This window comes from uncultured Nostoc sp. (genome assembly GCF_937863485.1).
In the GTDB taxonomy this organism is placed as follows: Bacteria; Cyanobacteriota; Cyanobacteriia; order Cyanobacteriales; family Nostocaceae; genus Nostoc.
Window position 1 is genome coordinate 38,920 of record NZ_CALMFY010000186.1, and the last position, 18,669, is coordinate 57,588.

The following is an 18,669-nucleotide window of genomic DNA, read 5'->3' on the forward strand; positions in this document are numbered from 1 at the left end:
GAAGTACTTTAAACAGCACCTCGCAAACCTTAGGGATCGCAGACAAGAGAGCGCTAACTGCGATTAAATAACCACAAAATTGTTGTTAGTTAGTGACAATCCAGGAGATAGTTGTGCAAATTTTACCTGAGTAAAGCCAGATGCACTACCATCAAGGTCAAAGAACAATGCACCTGTAGCGCTGTTGTAGATAAATCGCTCTTTGTTAGTGGTTGCAGATGTTCCGATAGTAAACTGGGTTGTGTGAAGTGAACCTAATGATAACGCCTCACCAAAAATAGAAGCTGATACCCGAATCAGGTCATTAGTGGGGTTGAAGTCATAAAAATTATCAACCTCATTTGCATATATATTTATATAATCCAAAGCAAAAGTATCACTACCTTTCCCACCTGTGAGGGTGTCATTTCCATTGCCCCCGTAGAGGGTATCGTTGCCATTGCTCCCCACTATGTTGTCATTGTTGTCTGTACCATAAATCTGTAATCCTTCGATATTCTTGTAACTAACCGTATTGGTTCCTAAGCTAATCGATCCAGTGTTAGTAGTGAGATTGATTGTGGAAGTTATTCCCTCTGTAGCATTATTAAAATAGACGGACAAAATATCGTCCCCATTTCCTCCATCTATATCTTGCTCCTTACCTGAATCTATCGGATAATTAGTGTAATTGACGGACAAAAAATCGTTCCCATTACCTCCATTGAGCGTATCATTGCCACTACCCGCCCCTAAGAGGCTATCGTTACCATTGGCCCCCAATATATAGTCATCGTAGCTTGTACCATAAATGTTTAATCGTTCAATATTTTTGTAACTAACGCTATTGCTCCCTACGGTAATCGCTCCACTATTATTACTGGCATTGAAGGTCGAGGTGATCCCCTTTGTAGCAGTAGTATAATCATCTATTAACAAATCCTCGCCAGTCCCTCCATCTATGGTATCATTACCACGATCACCAGTGGAGAGAGTATCGTTGCCATTGCTTCCCAATATGTTGTCATTGTAGTCTGTACCAGAAATATCTAATCGTTCAATATTCTTGTAACTAACGCTATTGCTGCCTGCGGTAATCGATCCACTGTTAGTACTGGCATTGATTGTGGAGATTATCCCCCCTGTAGTTTTGTGGTAATGGACTTTCAACAAATTGTCACCCTTACCCCCATCTACGGTATCATTGCCATCGCCTCCATAAAGAGTATCGTTGCCATTGCTCCCCAATATATAGTCATCATAGTCTGTAGTGGAGATGATATTTAATTCTTCGATATTCTTATAGGTAAGCAGATTGGTAGTGCCTGTGGTTATTGACCCAATGTTTGTAGTTGGATTGAAAGTAAAAGTGATTCCCTGGACTGCACCCCAGTCTAAAGTCAACGAATCGTCACCTGCTCCCCCATCCACCACTTGAGTCACTAAGGAAATAGAATAAGATAGTTGTATGGAATCATTGCCATTCCCTCCGTTGAGGGTATTACTGCCAGAATCTCCATCTACTGTTGTATAAAGTTGATCATTGCCATCGCCTCCAGAGAGGATGTTATTACCTGCTGAATTGTAAATATACAAGGTATCGTTACCAACGCCACCATCGAGAGTGTTATTACCTTTGAAGATAATGCCGGAGTCGCTGGAGTTATAGATCTGGAGATTATCATTGCCACTGCCTCCAGAGAAGATGTTATTGCCTGTTGAATACTCAGACGACAAGCCGTCGTCACCATCATCCCCAGAGAGGACGTTATTGCCACTTGATGCTTCAATACGCAAGTAATCATTACCAGCGCCTCCCTTAAGGGTATTATTTCCCGATAGATAATTGTAAATTGTGATATAGTCACGGTATGCATCATTGTATTTATAGTAGCCGCCAAAAGCGAAAAGATAATCATTGCCATTGTCCCCATACAGCAGGTTATCACCCGTTGAAGCGGAATTAGAATCAAAAGACTTAACATTTAAGTAATCGTTACCAGCGCCTCCGTTGAGGGTGTCATTGCTTACACCATCATTACCATCATTAAGGGTATCATTTCCCACACCACCATTAAGGATGTCATTACCCAAACGATCATTAAGAGTATCATTTCCATAGCCACCGTTAAGGGTATCATTTCCATCGCCTCCAAAGAGGAGGTTATTACCTGTTGAACCGCTAGCATTCAGGTAATCATCAGCAGTACCACCGTCAAGGGTATTATTCCCCGCACCACCCTCAAGAGTATCATTTCCATAGCCACCGTTGAGGGTATCATTTCCTACACCACCTCTGAGGATGTCATTTCCTGCACCACCTCGGAGGATGTCATTACCACTCAAGCTGTTGATAATGTCGTCACCCCCCTGACCATTAATCACATCATCTGAGTTATCAAAGCCGTTAACATTGTTGTCTATGTCATTGAGGAAGGTGACTGTATTCAAATTAAAGATGCTGCTTTGAGTAGAGTCGGCATTGAAAACATCAAAGCTGTCCGTAATCTTACTTTGCTCATCAAACTCTATATTACCCAAATCTACGGTGGCTCCAGTAGATTTGCTCAAGTTATCTAGGTTTTCCAAGGCAAAGTTTTGCAAAATGACTCTGGGATAAAATACACCTTCATTGATGTCATATATATTTTCAAAGCCGATTTCCAAATTGCTGCCATTCTTGGTCAACAGCATATTTTGGGCAGTTAAGCCATCGCCCTGGAATTTTAGAGTATCAACCTCGGCAATGACTCCTGGTGTTGGGTCTATTCCTTTACCAATGCCACCAAAATCGGTGATGCGCTTAGTGTCAGAGTCCGTGAGCACAAATTCCATGATCACAAATTCATCATTGCCACTGCCACCAGTTAAGATGTCTTTGCCCCCGTAACCTGTGATCGTATCGTTGCCTCCCTTACCATTAATCGTGTCCGCATTATAACCGCCCTGTAAGGTATCATTTTTGCTGGTTCCGTTGATATTCGCCATCACTTTTATTTACCTAAATCAATTTTTTCAGTAGCTTCAATTCTCAACCTGGACTTGAGTGCTGTTTTCGGGTACAAATAAACCGCCTCAATAATAGACCTCTTGCAAAAATAAATTATGGTACAATAATGGGTTATCAAAATTTGCTTTCTATCTCTATCAAACATCCCAATGAGGTAACAAAAGTTCTCTGTATAGATTCTGATATGGATTTTTTATAAAACCCCTAATCATACCACAAAACTTTTTTGCAAGAGGTCTAATACATTTTCGCTATCCTTAAGCAACAGTAATCTTTCTCAAAGATTTACTCCAAGAATAGCTTTTACGTGATCCTATCTAACTATCTCTAACTATCTAATCCTTAAGCGCTGTACAAATTAATCAGCATGTGTATTCCCAATAATTGGTCTTTTTCGGCTAAATTAATGATTCTTCTTCTGAAAAATCACTGAACAAGAATAATTAAAAAATCTAATGGTTGAATGCCTAGAATTCACACTTAATATTTAGTTAGTTGCCAGCGTTTAAGTCCTACTAGAAGAGGAACTAGTCAATTATTGACTGTGATTTTATATTTTTTATACATTTTTGAAGAAAATACGTAGATATTTCCGTTGAAAATAGAGAATATCTAAACAATCCAACACTTTATATACTATCGTATTTACTTAGATATCTTTGCTAAAGGTACATCTTTGCATATTCTTCACATTATTTGCTGAGAAATTGACGTAAAAATATTTTGTTTATGTGCCATTTATCTTTTGATGGTGCCTCTTCCGGAAGGCTATTACGAATTAATATAGGAATCATATTTGAATGGCACACTTGAAAAGCCGAAAGAAACACTTATGGGTTAAGCAGTTTGCAATTGCTTGTGTAATTCATGCCGGGGTTTAGTCATTAAGGGGTAGGCTTTCGGACGACGTAAGAGGACTCGTGGTTCGCTGCGATCGCGGCAGCAGGAGTAGGTGCAGCGGAAGGATTGGTTGGTGTCGTTGGTATTGTAGAAATTGCGATCATAGGTGCAGGGGTAGGGGTAGGGGAAGGAGAGGTTGGAGTAGTAAAAATAGCGATCACAGGAGAGGGAGTAGGAGAGTGAGAGTTGACTTTGACTTCGCTATTTAAATAAGCGTGGACAGTATTGAGGAGATAGAAGAAGCGGCGTTGCTCCCGTTGCCGGATGAATTAGGCTACTAAGGGTATGTCTACAGCGGGCTACGCCTACGCAATCGTCAAAATACCAAAATCGGGTTAAGAACGCTATTTTTTTGATAGTACAAACGTTCAGTTTGAAAGGGCTAGTCCTAAAATAAATACCTTTAAAGTTTATAAGTTCCCTACACCATTGACAAATTAGTATACGGCACCCATCTTAAAGAAACAATTATTACTTTGATAAGTGTGGCAACTAAGTATGAATTTTTCTCAACTTCATCAAACAAAATTTTTTATTTCAGCTTCTCTAATTGCGATCGCTAGTTTATAATGTAATAAATTACACAATTATTCTTCAGCAACGGCAGTTTCGGAACAATGGCAGATTATGTGTAACTACGCCATTTTTAGCACGGAAACCCCTAACTGAATTCGTCAAAAGTAAGTATTTTGTTATACTCCTAATTTGTCAGAACTGCTATCATCTAAAAAAATACTGATTTCTACATTTTATTTAAGTAATATTTCTAATATGCGCTACGGGGAGACCAACTCATGTCAGGCATAAGCTCATTTTCTGTTTCTAAGCAACCACCACTGATTCTAGTGGCTGATGATGACAACAGTGTTCGAGTATTCTTGCGTAAAGCTATGGAACAAGAAGGTTATCGAGTGGTCGAGGTCAATGATGGTAAGCAATGTTTAGATGCTTACGAGACTATCAAACCAGATATAGTTTTGCTGGATGCTGTAATGCCTGTGATGGATGGCTTTACCTGCTGTAAGCACTTGCACCAGATTGACAAGAATAATTTAAAATCAGCCGTTGAAACCTTTGATACTGACTCGACTCTTAACAAGAGTATGATTTCCCAGATATGGCAGCGCACTCCCATATTGATGATCACATGCTTGGACGATGAAGAATCTGTAAACCTTGCTTTTGACGCAGGGGCGATTGATTATGTCACTAAACCAATTCATTGGCCTGTATTGCGCCAGCGGTTGCGCCGACTGCTAAAGGAAGCGCAAATTTACAAACAATTAGAGGCGGCAAACCAAGCTCTGGAGCAAATTGCTAATACCGATTGCTTAACTGGTTTATCTAATTACCGCCGTTTTGATAATTATTTGAATGCACAGTGGATTAATCTGGCACAAAAGCAAGCTCCATTGTCCTTAATTTGGTGCGATGTCGATTTTTTAAAATTTTATAATGAACACTATGATCATTTTGAAGGAAGTAAATGCTTACAAAGAATTGGTACACTTTTCGCAACTCAATTAGAACTAAAAAGTCAAGATTTAGCAGTTCGTTATGGAGATGACGAATTTGCTGTTATTCTGCCATATACCGATGCAAATCGCGTAGTTATCGTTGCCACAGAAATACAAAAGAAAATTAGAAATTTAGAAATTGCTCACCCAAAGTCTGAAATTAGTCAATATGTCACCCTAAGTATAGGGGTAGCGACTACAGTTCCCACTTGGGAATCATCTCCTCAAATTTTGATGAAGGCTGGCCAGAAAGCACTTTCTAGAGCAAAACAAGAGGGACGAAATCGAATCATATTTTGTTAGATATATCTAGATTGAGGTTCAGCCGGGATACCCGCATTCAGGGGACAGGTTGTAAATTTTTGTTGCATAACGTGTCATATCTAATGATGATATGTGTACCTCACTCACTTTTTTATTTTTTCTGCTACCCCAATTTATTGAGCCGATACATTGTTTGTGAAATTGCAATCGCAGGAGAGGGAGCGGGATTAGGATTAGAGGAAGGGGAAAGGGAAGGATTGGTTGGAGTTGGAGTAGTAGAAATAGCGATCGCAGGAGAGGGAGTATAGCAATCCTAAATCATTTGTGAAAAATAACAGTTGTTGATATGGTGAATATTGGCAGTAGTGACAGTGTGGATGACCGTACAGATGCAAGAGTTGATAGAGTTCATTCAAGCGAACCCAGATCCTAGAGAATTAAAACGGGCACTTTCTGTAAAAATAGTAATACAAAACTATAAACATTCAACAATTGGAAATATTTTAGGAGTGTCTGTAGGTTTTGTAAACAAATGGAAATATATATTTATAGAACAGGGAATTAGCGGACTGAGGCTTCCCAGTTCCCAGTTCCCAGTCCCCAGTCTCTACTAGTCTGTCAAGAAAGAATTGATGGATAAAGCCGCTTCAAATTGTTTGTCGCTTTAACAGATTAATGTCATCGAAAAAGAAAATTATACGATGTAAGGGTTTCAGTCGTTGATGCGATCACTAATCCGTGCCATGTGAAGAATGCTCAAAAAATTACAACTCCTTGATCTGGATTGACTTTAGCAATTTATGATAGAACGACATTAATTTGTTAAAGCGACAAACAATTTGTTAATTGACACAAGCTGCCTTAGAATCAATTTTTCCTCAAATAGTCATGTCTCACATATTACTTGAGATTGAGCGCCTTGCTCACCTTGTACGTAGTTATAGTTTTGACATTCATATTTCCAGATGTAAGATTTGAGTTAAGAAAGATATGACTAATGCATAGCTTATTAGTTGGTAAGAATACAGTGAATAGAATCTGGGTTGTCGTAGTGAAGAGGTACTGCTACGGTACGTTTTTTATATCCAAGTATTTTTTCACAAATAGACTCATCCATAGATAAACCTAGATCTATGGGATTTGGCCTTGACCCACCTTCTCGTAAATTACTTTGATTTTTTAATTTATAAGCACATCTCCAGCGATATGCTGGAATAACCTCTATTAATGAATTATCTAATTTTAGTCCTTTTACAATAAAATCTGATTTAATCTTGTCTTTCAGATCCCGGTACTCTTTATGAATTTTTGGGATAAAATAATTTGGATCTCGACATAATTTATTCATGTCTTCACGTGTAATAGGTTGTAAAATAAGGTCTTTCTCAGATATATTTTTATGGATAGCTATACTTATTATACTTATACTTAAAATAGCTAAACTACCAATAATTGCTTTGATAGGAAGAACAGGGATTGATTGAAAGTTGTTTTTTGAGGAGATTGATTGTCTGTTTTGTCTATTTTGTCAATATCTTTCAACACTTCATCTACTGACTGATAGCGTTGAGAATTATCAAAGCGAATCATTTTTCTGATAACTCGTTTTAAATCCTCAGAGGCTGATGTTAGATGTTCCCAAAGTTTGTCCCCGTTCTTTGGACCTACAGGCAAGTTTTTAGGTTGTCTTCCAGTTAACGCTTGAATACATATTATTCCTACCGCATAAATATCACTGCAAGGATATGCGTCTCCATGAAATTGTTCGGGAGCAGCATAAATACTTCCAAGATTTGTCCTTTGACCAGTTATTTGCTCTTTTTCTTTAATATTTAAATCATTTGTGACAGCGCCAAAATCAATTAGTAGAATTTTTTTATCACTATTTCTGCGAATAAGATTATCAGGTTTAATATCTCGGTGAACCAGGCTTTCCCTGTGAACAGCTTGAAGAATTGTTAGAAGATTCTTCAACAAATTTATCAAGTCTTTTTCTTTAAGTATATTGTCTTCTCTAAGTTCTTGCTGACTTAAGTTTGCTCCATCAATGTATTCCATCACCAAATAAAAATCATCGTTTTCTTCAAAGTAAGCTTCTAGTTGTGGAATTTGGGAATGCTCACTTCCTAATTGCATATAACTTTTTGCTTCTCTTTTAAATAATTCTTTCGCTTTTACCTTAAAGTCTTCTGAATACGACTCGACCCTAAGTCGCTTAACTACAACTGTTTTATCAAATTTTCTAGTATCAGTAGCTTTAGATGTTTCACCAAAGCTACCTTTACCTAGTTCTTCGTTAATTCTATAGCGTCCACCTATAAGTAAATTTTCATTTGGAAACATAGACTGTTATTTCCTGATGAATTCGTTGAATAGATTTTAAACCTGCCTAAAACCTAATCACTATACAGTTTTTTTAAGTCTTGTAAGACTTCTGATGCAGACTGGTAACGTTCTTTCCAGTCTGGAAACGTCATTTTGTCGAGGATATTTGTAAACTCTGGGCTAGTGTTGGCTTGGTGATGCCAGATAATTTTTTGAGTTTCGTAATTTACCTGAAATTTTTTGGGTGGAACTCCCGTTAACCCTTGAATACCTACCATCGCCAGGGCATAAATATCACTACAAAATCTAGGAAAACCTTGACTTTGTTCAGGCGCACTATATCCTAAAGTTGCTGTGAAAGTGCGTGTTTGTAATGACACTAACTCCTTGATAAAGCCAAAGTTAATTAAATAAATCTTGCTCTCAGGACTCACGATTAAATTACTTGGTCTAATGTCTCGATGAATGACGTCTCTTTTAGGCACAAACTCTAAGACATTAAGAACCTTAGATAACAAATCAATTACTGACTCTTCTTTCCAAAGAAGACTTGACTCCTCTTCAGGCAATCTCTTGCTGAGGGAACCACCTTCTACGTATTCATAAACTAAATAGAAACTTTCTCCATCTTCAAAGTGAGCAAGATACCCTGGGATTTGAGGATGCCAACCTAATTGATAAAGAAAACTGACTTCTGTATCAAAATTTTTCCTAATCACTCTGTCATTTTTTTTGCGAATGATTTGCTTGACAATACAGAGCTTATTCTTAAGATCCAAGTCTTTGGCTAAGTAAATTTTACTAAAATCTGCCTTATTAATAATCTCTAAAATTTCATAGCGTTCTCGGAGAACTTGACCTATTACATCAATTTTTAAATATTTTTCATATGCTTTTTCTAAAATACTTCTATAGTTACGTTTTGTGACTTGTTGTCCAGTTATCTGAGTTAAACAATTCCATAGCTTGGGAGCAGTTTGTATTTTAACATAACCAATAGAGTGACCGCAAAAAGGCTCTTCTAATTCCTCGTAAGGTTTGTTTTCATCCCAACATTGACAAATAAGAGTTTCTTCAGCAAACGTAAGAGGTTTTCTTGTTTTTCTGAATGACTTGCTCTTTTAGATATCTCAAAACTTCTTGATTTACCATGTTTTCCTTAAGTGATAGGAATTCCATTTATAGTAAAACTTTTTTTATAAATTTTCAATATGAAAAATATGAACTTTTTCAGAATGAGTTTCTTGTATTTAGAACTAGAATTATCAAAGCTTTAAACCTCTGTATCATCACTTTTTTATTATTTAATATATCTGTTTTTGGTTTGTCTAAGTCTAGTTTAATTTTCGTAAAAGCCTCTGTGGGTAGACTTTGTGCTAATTCATCTAGCCTAGTTTGTTGTGGAATATTATCTTCGGTAGTAAGAGTTACTTTTCGATTTTTAGCTAATCCTCCTAAATACTTTAATTGTCTCTTCTCTAACTCCAATAAGAAAGATGTATTGTTGCCATATTCCGCATCTACAATTACTATCCCTGGTTGATATTTCCTTTCTATAGTTCTGTCTATTAACTTCAGTGCTAATTCTGGTTTTTTCTCAAATTCTGAGTCTTGCTTTCCTTCTGTCAAAGAACTGGCGTGCTGCTATAACTCTATATCTAATCGTAAGCTTTTTCTCCCATCGGATAAATCAGTTGTTACTACTACTATTCCATTATCCGTCTTGCCAATTTCTCCAATATATTGCCTTCCCACTCCATCAGTAAAATTGCCCGGAGGCGGAGCCTCTCCGGCTCCGCACTTTTCCGATGACCAGAATCATCAATTATTAAACTAAATCCTCTACTAATCCTGGTTTGACTGCACTTGTTCATAATCTCTAAGCGCCGTTCATTGATCTTGGAATCAGACCAAGGTGCTTGGGTTAAAAAATGGTGTAATTGATAGTAATTCACCCCGATAGCGTTTTCTGCAATCTGAAATAGATTTTTTCTCTCGCTTTCACCCAATAATCCTCCTAAATAATGCCTAAACTCTCTTTTTTGAGCTTTATGAGTAAACACATCATCAAACCGTTGGCACCATCTTTCAAAGCATGGTGGCATGGCTGCGGGGGTAGTTTCTTTCATGAGCTTTTTTTAACGTGAAAGCTACGCTAGTTAAGGATTATACTCTTTTTTCATCTCCAGTTTTGTTTAAGTCCCGTTATCCAACAAAATCAAGGATTCTTGGTGTTGGGTTTCGTTCCTCAACCCAACCTACTCATAGATTTATAAAAACTAATGACAACAAAGGTTTCTGATTTTTATCTTGTGAGAGTTATAGAAGAGTGCTAAAAGGCTGACTATCCAATCGGCCTTAACTGGCTCAGGTTGATTACTTTGCACCAGTATTTAAAGATGCTATGTCTTCTCTGCCAGATGCTACGCGTAGCTTGTTTCCCGTTGGCGCAGCCTCTCGTAGAGAAGGGTACGAGGGGCTACGCCGCCAACGCACACATACTACACAACAGCATAAGTGCGATCGCGTTGCCCGCCGCAGACATCGCACTCATGGGTAGCACTTTTGTTCAACTAACTGTAATAACTATTCCTACACTCTCATTCGCCAATCTATCCACCGCACACACGGCATAGGTTCCCGCTAGTTGGACAGTAGCAAAGGTTGTGCCAGCAGACAAAATTCGCTGAATTGTCCAAGTATCGCCAGTTTGCCGATAAAGTGTCCAAGAACGAACTGGCTGATTATCACCAGGCTGCCAACTCAGTTTGCGGTTATTCACTTGTAATCCAATCGGTGGAGGGGGTGGGGTTGTATCCTGCCAAGACAAAGTTGGAGGTAGCGCAGGTTTGTTATAAAGCAGACTTTGGAATTTATCTGCAATGCCTTGACTATTTTCCGTCAAAACAGCGAGATTAAAGAAGATATTCCCCAGTGACAACTGTCCAGCTTGGCTACGGCTAATTTTCACCTGCTTTTCAATCTCATCACTCTCCCGACTTTTGTTGCTTGGTTCTGTCAAATTATTACCAGCGTAAACGTGTCTTTGCTTTGTATTTACCTGTGTCCACCACTTTAGCAACGCTGAATAACTTTGTTGTGGTTGGTCTGTGCGCCAATAAAGTTGAGGCGCAATATAATCAATCCAACCTTCTTCTAACCATTTCTTCGAGTCAGCATACAGCACGTTGTAAGCATCCAACCCAGTAATTCCAGCGGGTTGTCCGGGGCGATAAATCCCAAAGGGACTAATACCAAATTTAACATCGGGTTTGGTTGCTTTAATTCCCTGCCAGAGGCGTTGTACCATTTTGTTAACGTTGTCCCGTCGCCAGTCGCCAAGGCTGAATGTACCACCTGCTGCTTTATATGCAGCGTAGGTTTTGTTATCAGGAAAAGACTGTCCCTCAATGGGATATGGATAGAAATAATCATCTAAGTGAATGCCATCAACATCGTAGCGCTTCACTACGTCGATAATTACGTTGTAAGCTCTGTCCTGAACTACTTTCAGTCCTGGGTCCATCCAGCGTTGAGTTTTCCATAAATAAACGCTTTCTGGATTGGTAACTGCTATGTGAGGACGAACTGTTTTGGCTGGGTCGGTGGAAGTGCTAGCGCGGTAGGGGTTAAACCAAGCATGAAGTTCAATATTGCGCTTATGACATTCTGCGATCGCAAACGCTAAAGGATCATAAAATGGTTCTGGTGCTTTACCCTGAGTTCCTGTAATCCAAGCACTCCAAGGCTCTAATTTAGATTCATATAAGGCGTCTCCCTCTGGTCGCACCTGAAAGATGAGGGCATTGAAGTTTAGCGCTTGTAATTTACTAATAATCTCGCTGAGTTCAGCTTTTTGTTGGGCAACAGAAAGTCCGGCTTTGGAAGGCCAATCACCATTCCACACAGATACTACCCACGCCCCCCGGAATTCTCGACTATGATTTATCCTAACGCTACCGACAGGTGTGGGTGTGGGTATTGGTATTGGTGTTGGCGTTGGCGTTGGTGTTGGCGTTGGTATTGGTATCGGTATTGGTATCGGTATTGGCGGCTTCACAAGATAATTAGAGGGAATTTTTTCTGCCTCACCTAAATACACCAAAGCTTGATAAATAATCACTGCCACATCTGCACGGGTGGCTGCGAGATTGGGATTGAGTAATTTCACATTTGGGAAACTAACCACCAATCCAGCGCTAGTGGCAATAGCTATGTGATTTCTAGCATACCCAGGAATCTGAACAGAATCTTGATAAATTTCTGGGAGTGCTGAGAGGAGGTCAGGTTTTACCTTGGTGGCAATTTCTAAGCCTGCTACCAAGGAAACTAAGACTTCTCCTCTCGTAATTCGGTTAGCGGAACGGAAACTTTTATCAGCAAACCCGCTAAGAAATGCTTTTTCGTAAGCTGCTTGAATGGCGGCTGCTGCCCAATAATTAGTAGGTACATCAACAAAGGGGATATACTGCCGCTTCTTAGTAACTGTGGGAAATGCCTTAGCGATGATGGCGGCAAATTCAGCACGAGTGAGTGAGTTATCGGGGCGATATGTGCCATTAGGCGACCCACTGACAATACCACGTTGGGCTAAGGCTGTAATAAATAAGCGTGCCCAATGGTTTTGAATATCCGAGAAGGGAGTAGTAATAGATACCATTGTTGATCGCAGCTAACTGACCTGGATTTTGATTTCCTTAGTTAATTTAGCAATATCAGAGCGATCGCTGCTGCAATGTCTTATAAACTTTGACTATTGAAGATTGGGCATGGGGTACTGGTAATTGCTATTCCCTATTCCCCATTCCCCATCTACTAACTACAGTTTTGCGTAAAACAGTAACGTTTTTAATGCACGGGAACGCATTAACATTGCATCGGCAGGCATTAACAATGCAGCCGACGCATTAATATTGTATTGAGATACATTGGCATTGTATCAGCACGCATTAACAATGTGGCCGATGCATTGGCATTGTATCGCGATGCATTAACAATGCAGCCGACGCATTGGCATTGTATCGAAACGCATTAACATTGTATTGGGCTGCATTAACATTGCAACAGATTGCCAAATTTAATTCGCTACGAATTAATCAAATGCTCTACTAAGTGGCTTTTGCAGTTTGGTCAGGAGGATTCAAGTTAGAACGAGCATTCAACGATAGCATCACGCGTGAAATGCCAGTGAAAATAATGCTGATACCAACTAGTGTCCCAAGAAGCCAGGGTGCATTGAAGGGCCACTGGAACCAAATCATTGCGCCTAAGACCAGCGTAATAATGCCATTACCTAGTACCCACGTCCAGTTCTCTTGCGGACGTAACCGGAATGCCAGAATTAACTCGAATGTGCCTTCAGTCAGCAAAAAGGTGCCAAGCAACAGAGTCAGTGTCAGAACACCCGTATAAGGATAAACAAACAGCATTATGCCGGCTGCAATATAGAGTCCGCTCAATAGAAGTTTCCAAATAAAACCTCCTCTGTCGCGGGTTTGAGTAGCATAAACTAGTTTTGTAAATCCTACGGAAATCAAAATCAGCGCAGTCCAAGTCTCGGCGAATATGGTCGAGAGACTAGGCACTGCGATCGCAATAACTCCCAAAATACTCAGGAGAACACCAGTTATCAGTGACCCATTAAAATCCTTGTTAATATTTCTAGGAGCATCGGTTGTCATACAAATCTTTTCCCTATTCTTAGACTCAACTCTACATTTAGGTTACGGAATTTCTAAGTAACAAGGTATGAACCCTAAGATAGACTCGTCAGTATTAACTTAATCCTGATCATCATTAAACTTTACGACTATTGAGACACCAAACCAGTGATATGATCACAACTAACTATGGCAATCCTAAATCATTCGTGAAAAGTTAGATCCCCGACTTCTCATAGAAGTCGGGGATCTGGACACCGCGAAATAAATCTAAGTATCATAGGTGCGTTATGGCGTTAGGCTAACGCACCGCAATAGATCATAAAAACGGTGCGTTAGCCAAGGGCATAACACACCCTACGACTATTGCACTATGTCACGCCACTAGGTTTATTTCAAAAATCAAATATGAGTCCTATATATTTATCTCTAAGTAGCCCTCATAAGAGTTCTGCAAGATTGCTTAGGCGTTCATAAACAGCGATCAGACGATCTCCTTCAAGTTCAACAGAAGTATTTGGATAATTCTGAATCGCTCCAAGCAGTGTAACTTCACCATTTTGTTTAATAGATGCACTTAAAGCACTTCGCAGCGCTTGCTGATTTAGTTGTCCTGTGGGAGGGTGAACTACCTCACCAATTTGGTCAACCAAAATCGGCCCAGCCCAGCTAGACAGTAAATTATTTAAAAAGGCAGGATCGGCTTTGATTGGGGCTTTCAATGCCTTACGAGCTACTGCGGGGTCTTGTTTAGCCGCCTCCAAATAAGCTCTTAACGTCGGGGTAGTCTTGCCAGTTTCTGTAAACTGACTTAATTCTTGAACAGATATTTGCCCCTGAAAAGTACCATACTTTAAAACAACTTGCTCGGCAGCATTAGCATTAGTACTTAAAAGGAGAACAATAGCACCTACGCCTAAAGCTACAGTCTGAGTGAATAACTTAGTGAATTTCCTATTGTTTAATCGATTGAAAAGTTGATAAATCTGCATCTTGTCGAATTTTATAATGGTGTGGAGCATACATAGGCACAAAATGCCCAAGCGTTATATTATTTCACAAAGTTCCAGCGAAGGATAGATGCTTAGAGGCATACATTTGTATGCCCCCAGAGCCAATTTTTTTGTTACAAAGATTTTTGAAAATGGTGTTATTATAGAAGGTTTTCATCAGGCGAAACTGCACGAGGTAGTATTGACTGCTCCTGATCTAAGGTTGGTGCAGGTATGCCCAAATGCTTCCTTGCAGATTCTTCAGCTAGCTTTCGGTCTTGCTGGTTCTCGAACTGACTCTCATCTAACAAATGAGGGTTTTTTACCGCTTGATCTCGGCTTGGCTGAGAGCCATTTTTCCACCTATACTTCCAGTCCATAATTTGAAAGGCAGATATACTGCGATTTGATTTCCTAGTTCTTGATAGTAGGTGCTTAATGGAACATTACACTCCTGCTATAGGTGGAAGAGGCTCATTCTGAGGGTACAAATTTAGCGATCGCAAATATAATAACTCTTGTCAGCATCTGCGACAGCGCAAAGCCCGTCGTAGACATCGCTTGCAATATCTTATAAACTTTCACTATTGAAGCTTTGCTACTTATGGCGTGTGTAAGATATATGTAGGCGATCGTTTATGCAGCTTATGCTCAATATAGCAGGTCAACTCTCTTTAGAAAAATTTCTGGCTCTACCCGAAGGAGAGATATGCTATGAGCTTGTCAATGGTCAGGCAATCCCTAAAGTGTCTCCAAAATTTTTTCATTCGACTTTACAGCTAGCTTTAGGATTACTAATTCGTGCTTGGTGCAAAGGTAAAGGTAGAGTCCTTCCTGAGTGGGCAATTCTGTTAAAGCGTCAAGGTAAAGATTGGGCACCATTACCAGATTTGACATACATATCTTACGAACGTTTACCAAAAAGTTGGAAACGTAATGAAGCTTGTCCAGCGATTCCAGAATTGGTAATTGAGATTATATCTCCAGACCAAACCATGAATAAATTTGAAGATAAAGCGCAGGATTATTTTGCTGCGGGTGTGTCAAGGGTTTGGGTTGTAGACGCGGAAGCGATAAGTATTAGAGTTTTTCTTCCTGATGGTTCAAGTCAAGTTTACATAGATAATACACCGATTGTAGATGAGCTACTTCCAGGGTTGGAATTGATCACAAGGCAGGTATTTGAAGAGGCAGAATTGATATGATTTTGTCTCCTACTTCAAAAACCGATATGATAAATATTATTTTAGATATTGCCTAAACATCAGGTAACAAAATAGCGATCGCTGCTGAGTGTCATATAAAATTTCATAGTTGCAAAATTTGTTTTATTTTATATTTTGATTCAAAAACCGATATGATAAATATTATTTTAGATATTGCCAAAGCAGAAAACAAGATAATTATGCTTAAAGAACAGATTACACAAGAACTAGAAAAATTACCTGAACCTCTGTTACAGGAAATTTTAGATTTTGTTCATTTTTTACAAGCCAAGTACCAGAAAGATAAAACTTTAGAAATTACCATTATGAGTGAATCATCACTGCAAAAAGATTGGTTAAGACCAGAGGAAGATGCAGCATGGCAGGATTTGTAAAAGGAGATGTTGTTATTGTTCCATTTCCATTTTCAGACTTAACTGATACAAAACGCAGACCTGCTTTAGTTATTGCTACTCTTCAGGGATATGACCTAATTCTTTGCCAAATTACTAGCCAATCTGTTGGCGATATCTATGCTATTCAACTGGATAATAGTGATTTTAGCTCTGCTCGTTTAAATCAGCCAAGTAATATCAGACCAAATCGGATTTTTACTGCCGACAAACAAATTGTTTTATATCAAGCAGGTCAAATAAAACTTGAAAAATTAACAGAGGTGATCAATAAAATTATTGAAATTATACAGTACTCAAGCCTGTAGTTGTATCGAGTATTTGACTAAGTTGGACTGGTGTCAGGTGATTGAGTAGCTGGCAGTTGTGTAATGGTTATACATGGACTTGGTGCATCTGATTGTAAAACAGACATGCCAAAACGTTTTAGTTGGGATAAGTCCATAAATACTGTTTCCGGGAAAGGTTTAAAATTGGGTGGAACAGAGGAAGTTATTGCTGGTTTATTAGTATTAGCTGGAGCCTGCGTGCTTTTGCTTGGACATACTCGCATAAACACCGAAAAATTTTTAGAAGTCGGTTTAGGATTTGGACTTATGTTGATAACTTCTAAAAAAGCTTCAGGGGGAAGCAATTGGTTGTCTTGCAAGGAGATTTGATTGTTGATTTTAATTACCCAGCCAGGAGAAAGGTTATCAAGCGAGCGCGGTATGGGTATCGCTTTGATGGTAGCGTTTAGAGATGGTGTGGGGTTGGACAAGGTATATTTGCTGATTACTTTATCAAAAAGCCTAATTGCTTTATCAAAATGCCTGTTTACTTTCTCAAAAGACTTAAATGCTTTCTCAGTAAATAAGTCGGCGAGAATAAATCAAACTACAAGATTTAAGCTAAAACCCCTTTAAAACATCATTTCCAGCCAGAGTCTGGAAATGCTCCTGATTGGGCTGCTGCCGTGAGTTAGGAAAGCGGTAGCCCCAAAATAGGAAATTTATCGCCCTAAAGTTACAGAGGCAGTTTGAATTTAGTGCAAAATTTCTAAAATTTATGTCTAAAGAAATAAGCACAAAATTCACTTTGTCTAAAAGTTATGCATTTACATAACAGTCACTCTCAAACAATATCTCTAGAGATATAACTAGAAAAGCTAATTTTAGCAGAATTCCATCTCTAGGCTCACGCAATTGAAACTAAAAACGTTAATACTAAAAAAGAACTTTACCATCCTTAAACCTGATTGTAATCGAAAATTACAGCCCAAAAAAAGTAAGTAAATAGAGAAAAAAGTACAAACAATGGCAACTTCTACAGACCGCGATCAACAAACTCAAAAGCTGCGTGAACTAATCAAAGATATTGATTATGGGATGTTTACTACAGTCGATGATGATGGAAGTTTGCATAGTTACCCCATGTCAAAGAGCGGCGAGATTAACTCTGATAGCATCCTCTGGTTTTTTACCTATGCTGGTTCCCATAAGGTGACTGAGATTGAACAACATGAGCAGGTCAATATTAGTTTCTCATCACCTGAGCAGCAGCGATACGTTTCTATTTCAGGTACATCAAAACTCGTGAAAGACCGCAACAAGATGCGAGAACTATGGAAGCCAGAACTTCAAACCTGGTTTCCTAAAGGACTAGACGAACCCGATATTGCTTTGCTTCAGGTGAATATTAACCAGGTTAATTATTGGGATAGTGCATCGAGTTTTAAGCCACAAATAATTAGTTTTTGACACCATCACGCCTTTAACTAATTACTAATTCGTAATTCGTAATTAAGAATTAAATTGCTAATTACGAATTATTTGTATATATGTAATTGTTGGACGAAGTTGGCAAAAATTAAGTGTTTTTAATTACAAAAAATTAATGGTAGGTCAATCGCCCGTGGCTTTCAACTGATGCAGGCAAACCAAATGCAGGCATTGGGCGATCGTTGTGTCCAATATGCTGCCGATCGGCGTTTTGAACTGTTCAAAAGTTCTAAGCAGTTTGATGCTGATGAAGGCAGAATCCAACATGGCTTTCCACCCCAAAGCCAAATGCAGACATAAGACTGGAAAATAGAATTTATGCCTTACAAACAGATTGCAGACTTACCAGATTCAGTCAAAGAAAACTTACCTAAGCACGCCCAAGAAATTTTTCGGGCTGCATTTAACAATGCTCTAGAAGAATAGGGTGAAGAAGAGCGTGCCTTTCGTGTTGCTTGGAGCGCTGTGAAACGCGATTACGAAAAAGGCAATGATGGGCATTGGCACAAAAAGCCAGAATAGCTCATACCATTTTGGATTTTGGATTTTAGATTTTAGATTAGGAAAGAGTTACTAGTAATCGCTTTAAAACGGGAGCATCCCAGTTTTTTGCAAAGAGGACGAAAATCAGTCAGGATAAGTAA

18 protein-coding genes and 2 pseudogenes are annotated in these 18,669 nt (G+C 38.9%); 11 read left to right on the plus strand and 9 right to left on the minus strand.

Annotation, left to right across the window (positions count from 1 at the left end; all coding sequences use genetic code 11):
* Nucleotides 1–63: 63 nt before the first annotated feature.
* Nucleotides 64–2,967: a calcium-binding protein gene (locus Q0541_RS25015; RefSeq protein ID WP_298917128.1), complete on the minus strand. Its 2,904-nt coding sequence runs from the start codon at nt 2,965–2,967 to the stop codon at nt 64–66.
* A gap of 1,716 nt (nt 2,968–4,683) precedes the next feature.
* On the opposite strand from Q0541_RS25015, the gene Q0541_RS25020 reads away from it, so the two are divergent.
* Nucleotides 4,684–5,709, plus strand: coding sequence for a diguanylate cyclase (locus Q0541_RS25020; RefSeq protein WP_298917133.1), 1,026 nt, complete (start codon nt 4,684–4,686; stop codon nt 5,707–5,709).
* Between the two features lie 137 nt (nt 5,710–5,846).
* Nucleotides 5,847–5,978, plus strand: a complete 132-nt coding sequence (locus tag Q0541_RS25025; RefSeq protein WP_298917137.1) for a hypothetical protein — start codon at nt 5,847–5,849, stop codon at nt 5,976–5,978.
* 701 nt (nt 5,979–6,679) lie between these two features.
* Here Q0541_RS25025 and Q0541_RS25030 read toward each other — a convergent pair.
* From Q0541_RS25030 to Q0541_RS25045, 4 genes and pseudogenes are all read right to left on the minus strand, one after another.
* On the minus strand, nt 6,680–7,018 hold the full coding sequence (locus Q0541_RS25030) for a hypothetical protein (protein WP_298917140.1): 339 nt from the start codon (nt 7,016–7,018) through the stop codon (nt 6,680–6,682).
* 89 nt (nt 7,019–7,107) lie between these two features.
* A complete protein-coding gene (locus Q0541_RS25035) occupies nt 7,108–8,013 on the minus strand; it encodes a serine/threonine-protein kinase (RefSeq protein ID WP_298917143.1) in 906 nt (301 codons plus the stop codon).
* A 53-nt stretch (nt 8,014–8,066) separates the two neighbouring features.
* Nucleotides 8,067–9,059 (minus strand): serine/threonine-protein kinase, encoded by a 993-nt coding sequence (locus tag Q0541_RS25040; RefSeq protein ID WP_366941928.1) that lies wholly within the window; start codon nt 9,057–9,059, stop codon nt 8,067–8,069.
* Nucleotides 9,060–9,228: 169 nt separating this feature from the next.
* A pseudogene (locus tag Q0541_RS25045) lies at nt 9,229–10,124 on the minus strand (IS701 family transposase); the annotation flags it as partial.
* A 275-nt stretch (nt 10,125–10,399) separates the two neighbouring features.
* Here Q0541_RS25045 and Q0541_RS25050 point away from each other — a divergent pair.
* Nucleotides 10,400–10,555: a hypothetical protein gene (locus Q0541_RS25050; protein WP_298917146.1), complete on the plus strand. Its 156-nt coding sequence runs from the start codon at nt 10,400–10,402 to the stop codon at nt 10,553–10,555.
* A gap of 9 nt (nt 10,556–10,564) precedes the next feature.
* On the opposite strand, the gene Q0541_RS25055 is transcribed toward Q0541_RS25050, so the two are convergent.
* The 4 genes from Q0541_RS25055 to Q0541_RS25070 form a co-directional block, all read right to left on the minus strand.
* Nucleotides 10,565–12,655, minus strand: a complete 2,091-nt coding sequence (locus tag Q0541_RS25055; protein WP_298917149.1) for a family 10 glycosylhydrolase — start codon at nt 12,653–12,655, stop codon at nt 10,565–10,567.
* 448 nt (nt 12,656–13,103) lie between these two features.
* The gene (locus Q0541_RS25060; RefSeq protein WP_298917153.1) at nt 13,104–13,676 is read right to left on the minus strand and encodes an HdeD family acid-resistance protein; all 573 of its coding nucleotides are present in this window, start codon (nt 13,674–13,676) and stop codon (nt 13,104–13,106) included.
* A 419-nt stretch (nt 13,677–14,095) separates the two neighbouring features.
* The gene (locus Q0541_RS25065) at nt 14,096–14,677 is read right to left on the minus strand and encodes an alpha/beta hydrolase (RefSeq protein WP_366941927.1); all 582 of its coding nucleotides are present in this window, start codon (nt 14,675–14,677) and stop codon (nt 14,096–14,098) included.
* Between the two features lie 131 nt (nt 14,678–14,808).
* The gene (locus Q0541_RS25070) at nt 14,809–15,027 is read right to left on the minus strand and encodes a bromodomain-containing protein (RefSeq protein ID WP_298917156.1); all 219 of its coding nucleotides are present in this window, start codon (nt 15,025–15,027) and stop codon (nt 14,809–14,811) included.
* 258 nt (nt 15,028–15,285) lie between these two features.
* Here Q0541_RS25070 and Q0541_RS25075 point away from each other — a divergent pair, with 258 nt between their 5' ends.
* From Q0541_RS25075 to Q0541_RS25110, 8 genes and pseudogenes are all read left to right on the plus strand, one after another.
* On the plus strand, nt 15,286–15,852 hold the full coding sequence (locus Q0541_RS25075) for a Uma2 family endonuclease (protein ID WP_298917159.1): 567 nt from the start codon (nt 15,286–15,288) through the stop codon (nt 15,850–15,852).
* 152 nt (nt 15,853–16,004) lie between these two features.
* Entirely contained in the window at nt 16,005–16,247 is a 243-nt protein-coding gene (locus tag Q0541_RS25080; RefSeq protein WP_298917164.1) for a DUF2281 domain-containing protein, read from the plus strand.
* A complete protein-coding gene (locus Q0541_RS25085; protein ID WP_298917167.1) occupies nt 16,232–16,573 on the plus strand; it encodes a type II toxin-antitoxin system PemK/MazF family toxin in 342 nt (113 codons plus the stop codon). The genes Q0541_RS25080 and Q0541_RS25085 overlap by 16 nt, the downstream gene beginning before the upstream one ends.
* A gap of 63 nt (nt 16,574–16,636) precedes the next feature.
* Nucleotides 16,637–16,924, plus strand: coding sequence for a hypothetical protein (locus tag Q0541_RS25090; protein WP_298917173.1), 288 nt, complete (start codon nt 16,637–16,639; stop codon nt 16,922–16,924).
* Nucleotides 16,925–17,170, plus strand: a complete 246-nt coding sequence (locus Q0541_RS25095) for a hypothetical protein (protein ID WP_298917176.1) — start codon at nt 16,925–16,927, stop codon at nt 17,168–17,170.
* A gap of 390 nt (nt 17,171–17,560) precedes the next feature.
* Nucleotides 17,561–18,004, plus strand: a complete 444-nt coding sequence (locus Q0541_RS25100; protein ID WP_298917178.1) for a pyridoxamine 5'-phosphate oxidase family protein — start codon at nt 17,561–17,563, stop codon at nt 18,002–18,004.
* Nucleotides 18,005–18,172: 168 nt separating this feature from the next.
* Nucleotides 18,173–18,325 carry a hypothetical protein gene (locus Q0541_RS25105; RefSeq protein ID WP_298917182.1) on the plus strand — a complete coding sequence of 51 codons (153 nt, stop codon included), beginning with the start codon at nt 18,173–18,175 and terminating at the stop codon, nt 18,323–18,325.
* Between the two features lie 18 nt (nt 18,326–18,343).
* A pseudogene (locus Q0541_RS25110) lies at nt 18,344–18,547 on the plus strand (ChaB family protein).
* Nucleotides 18,548–18,669 lie beyond the last annotated feature (122 nt).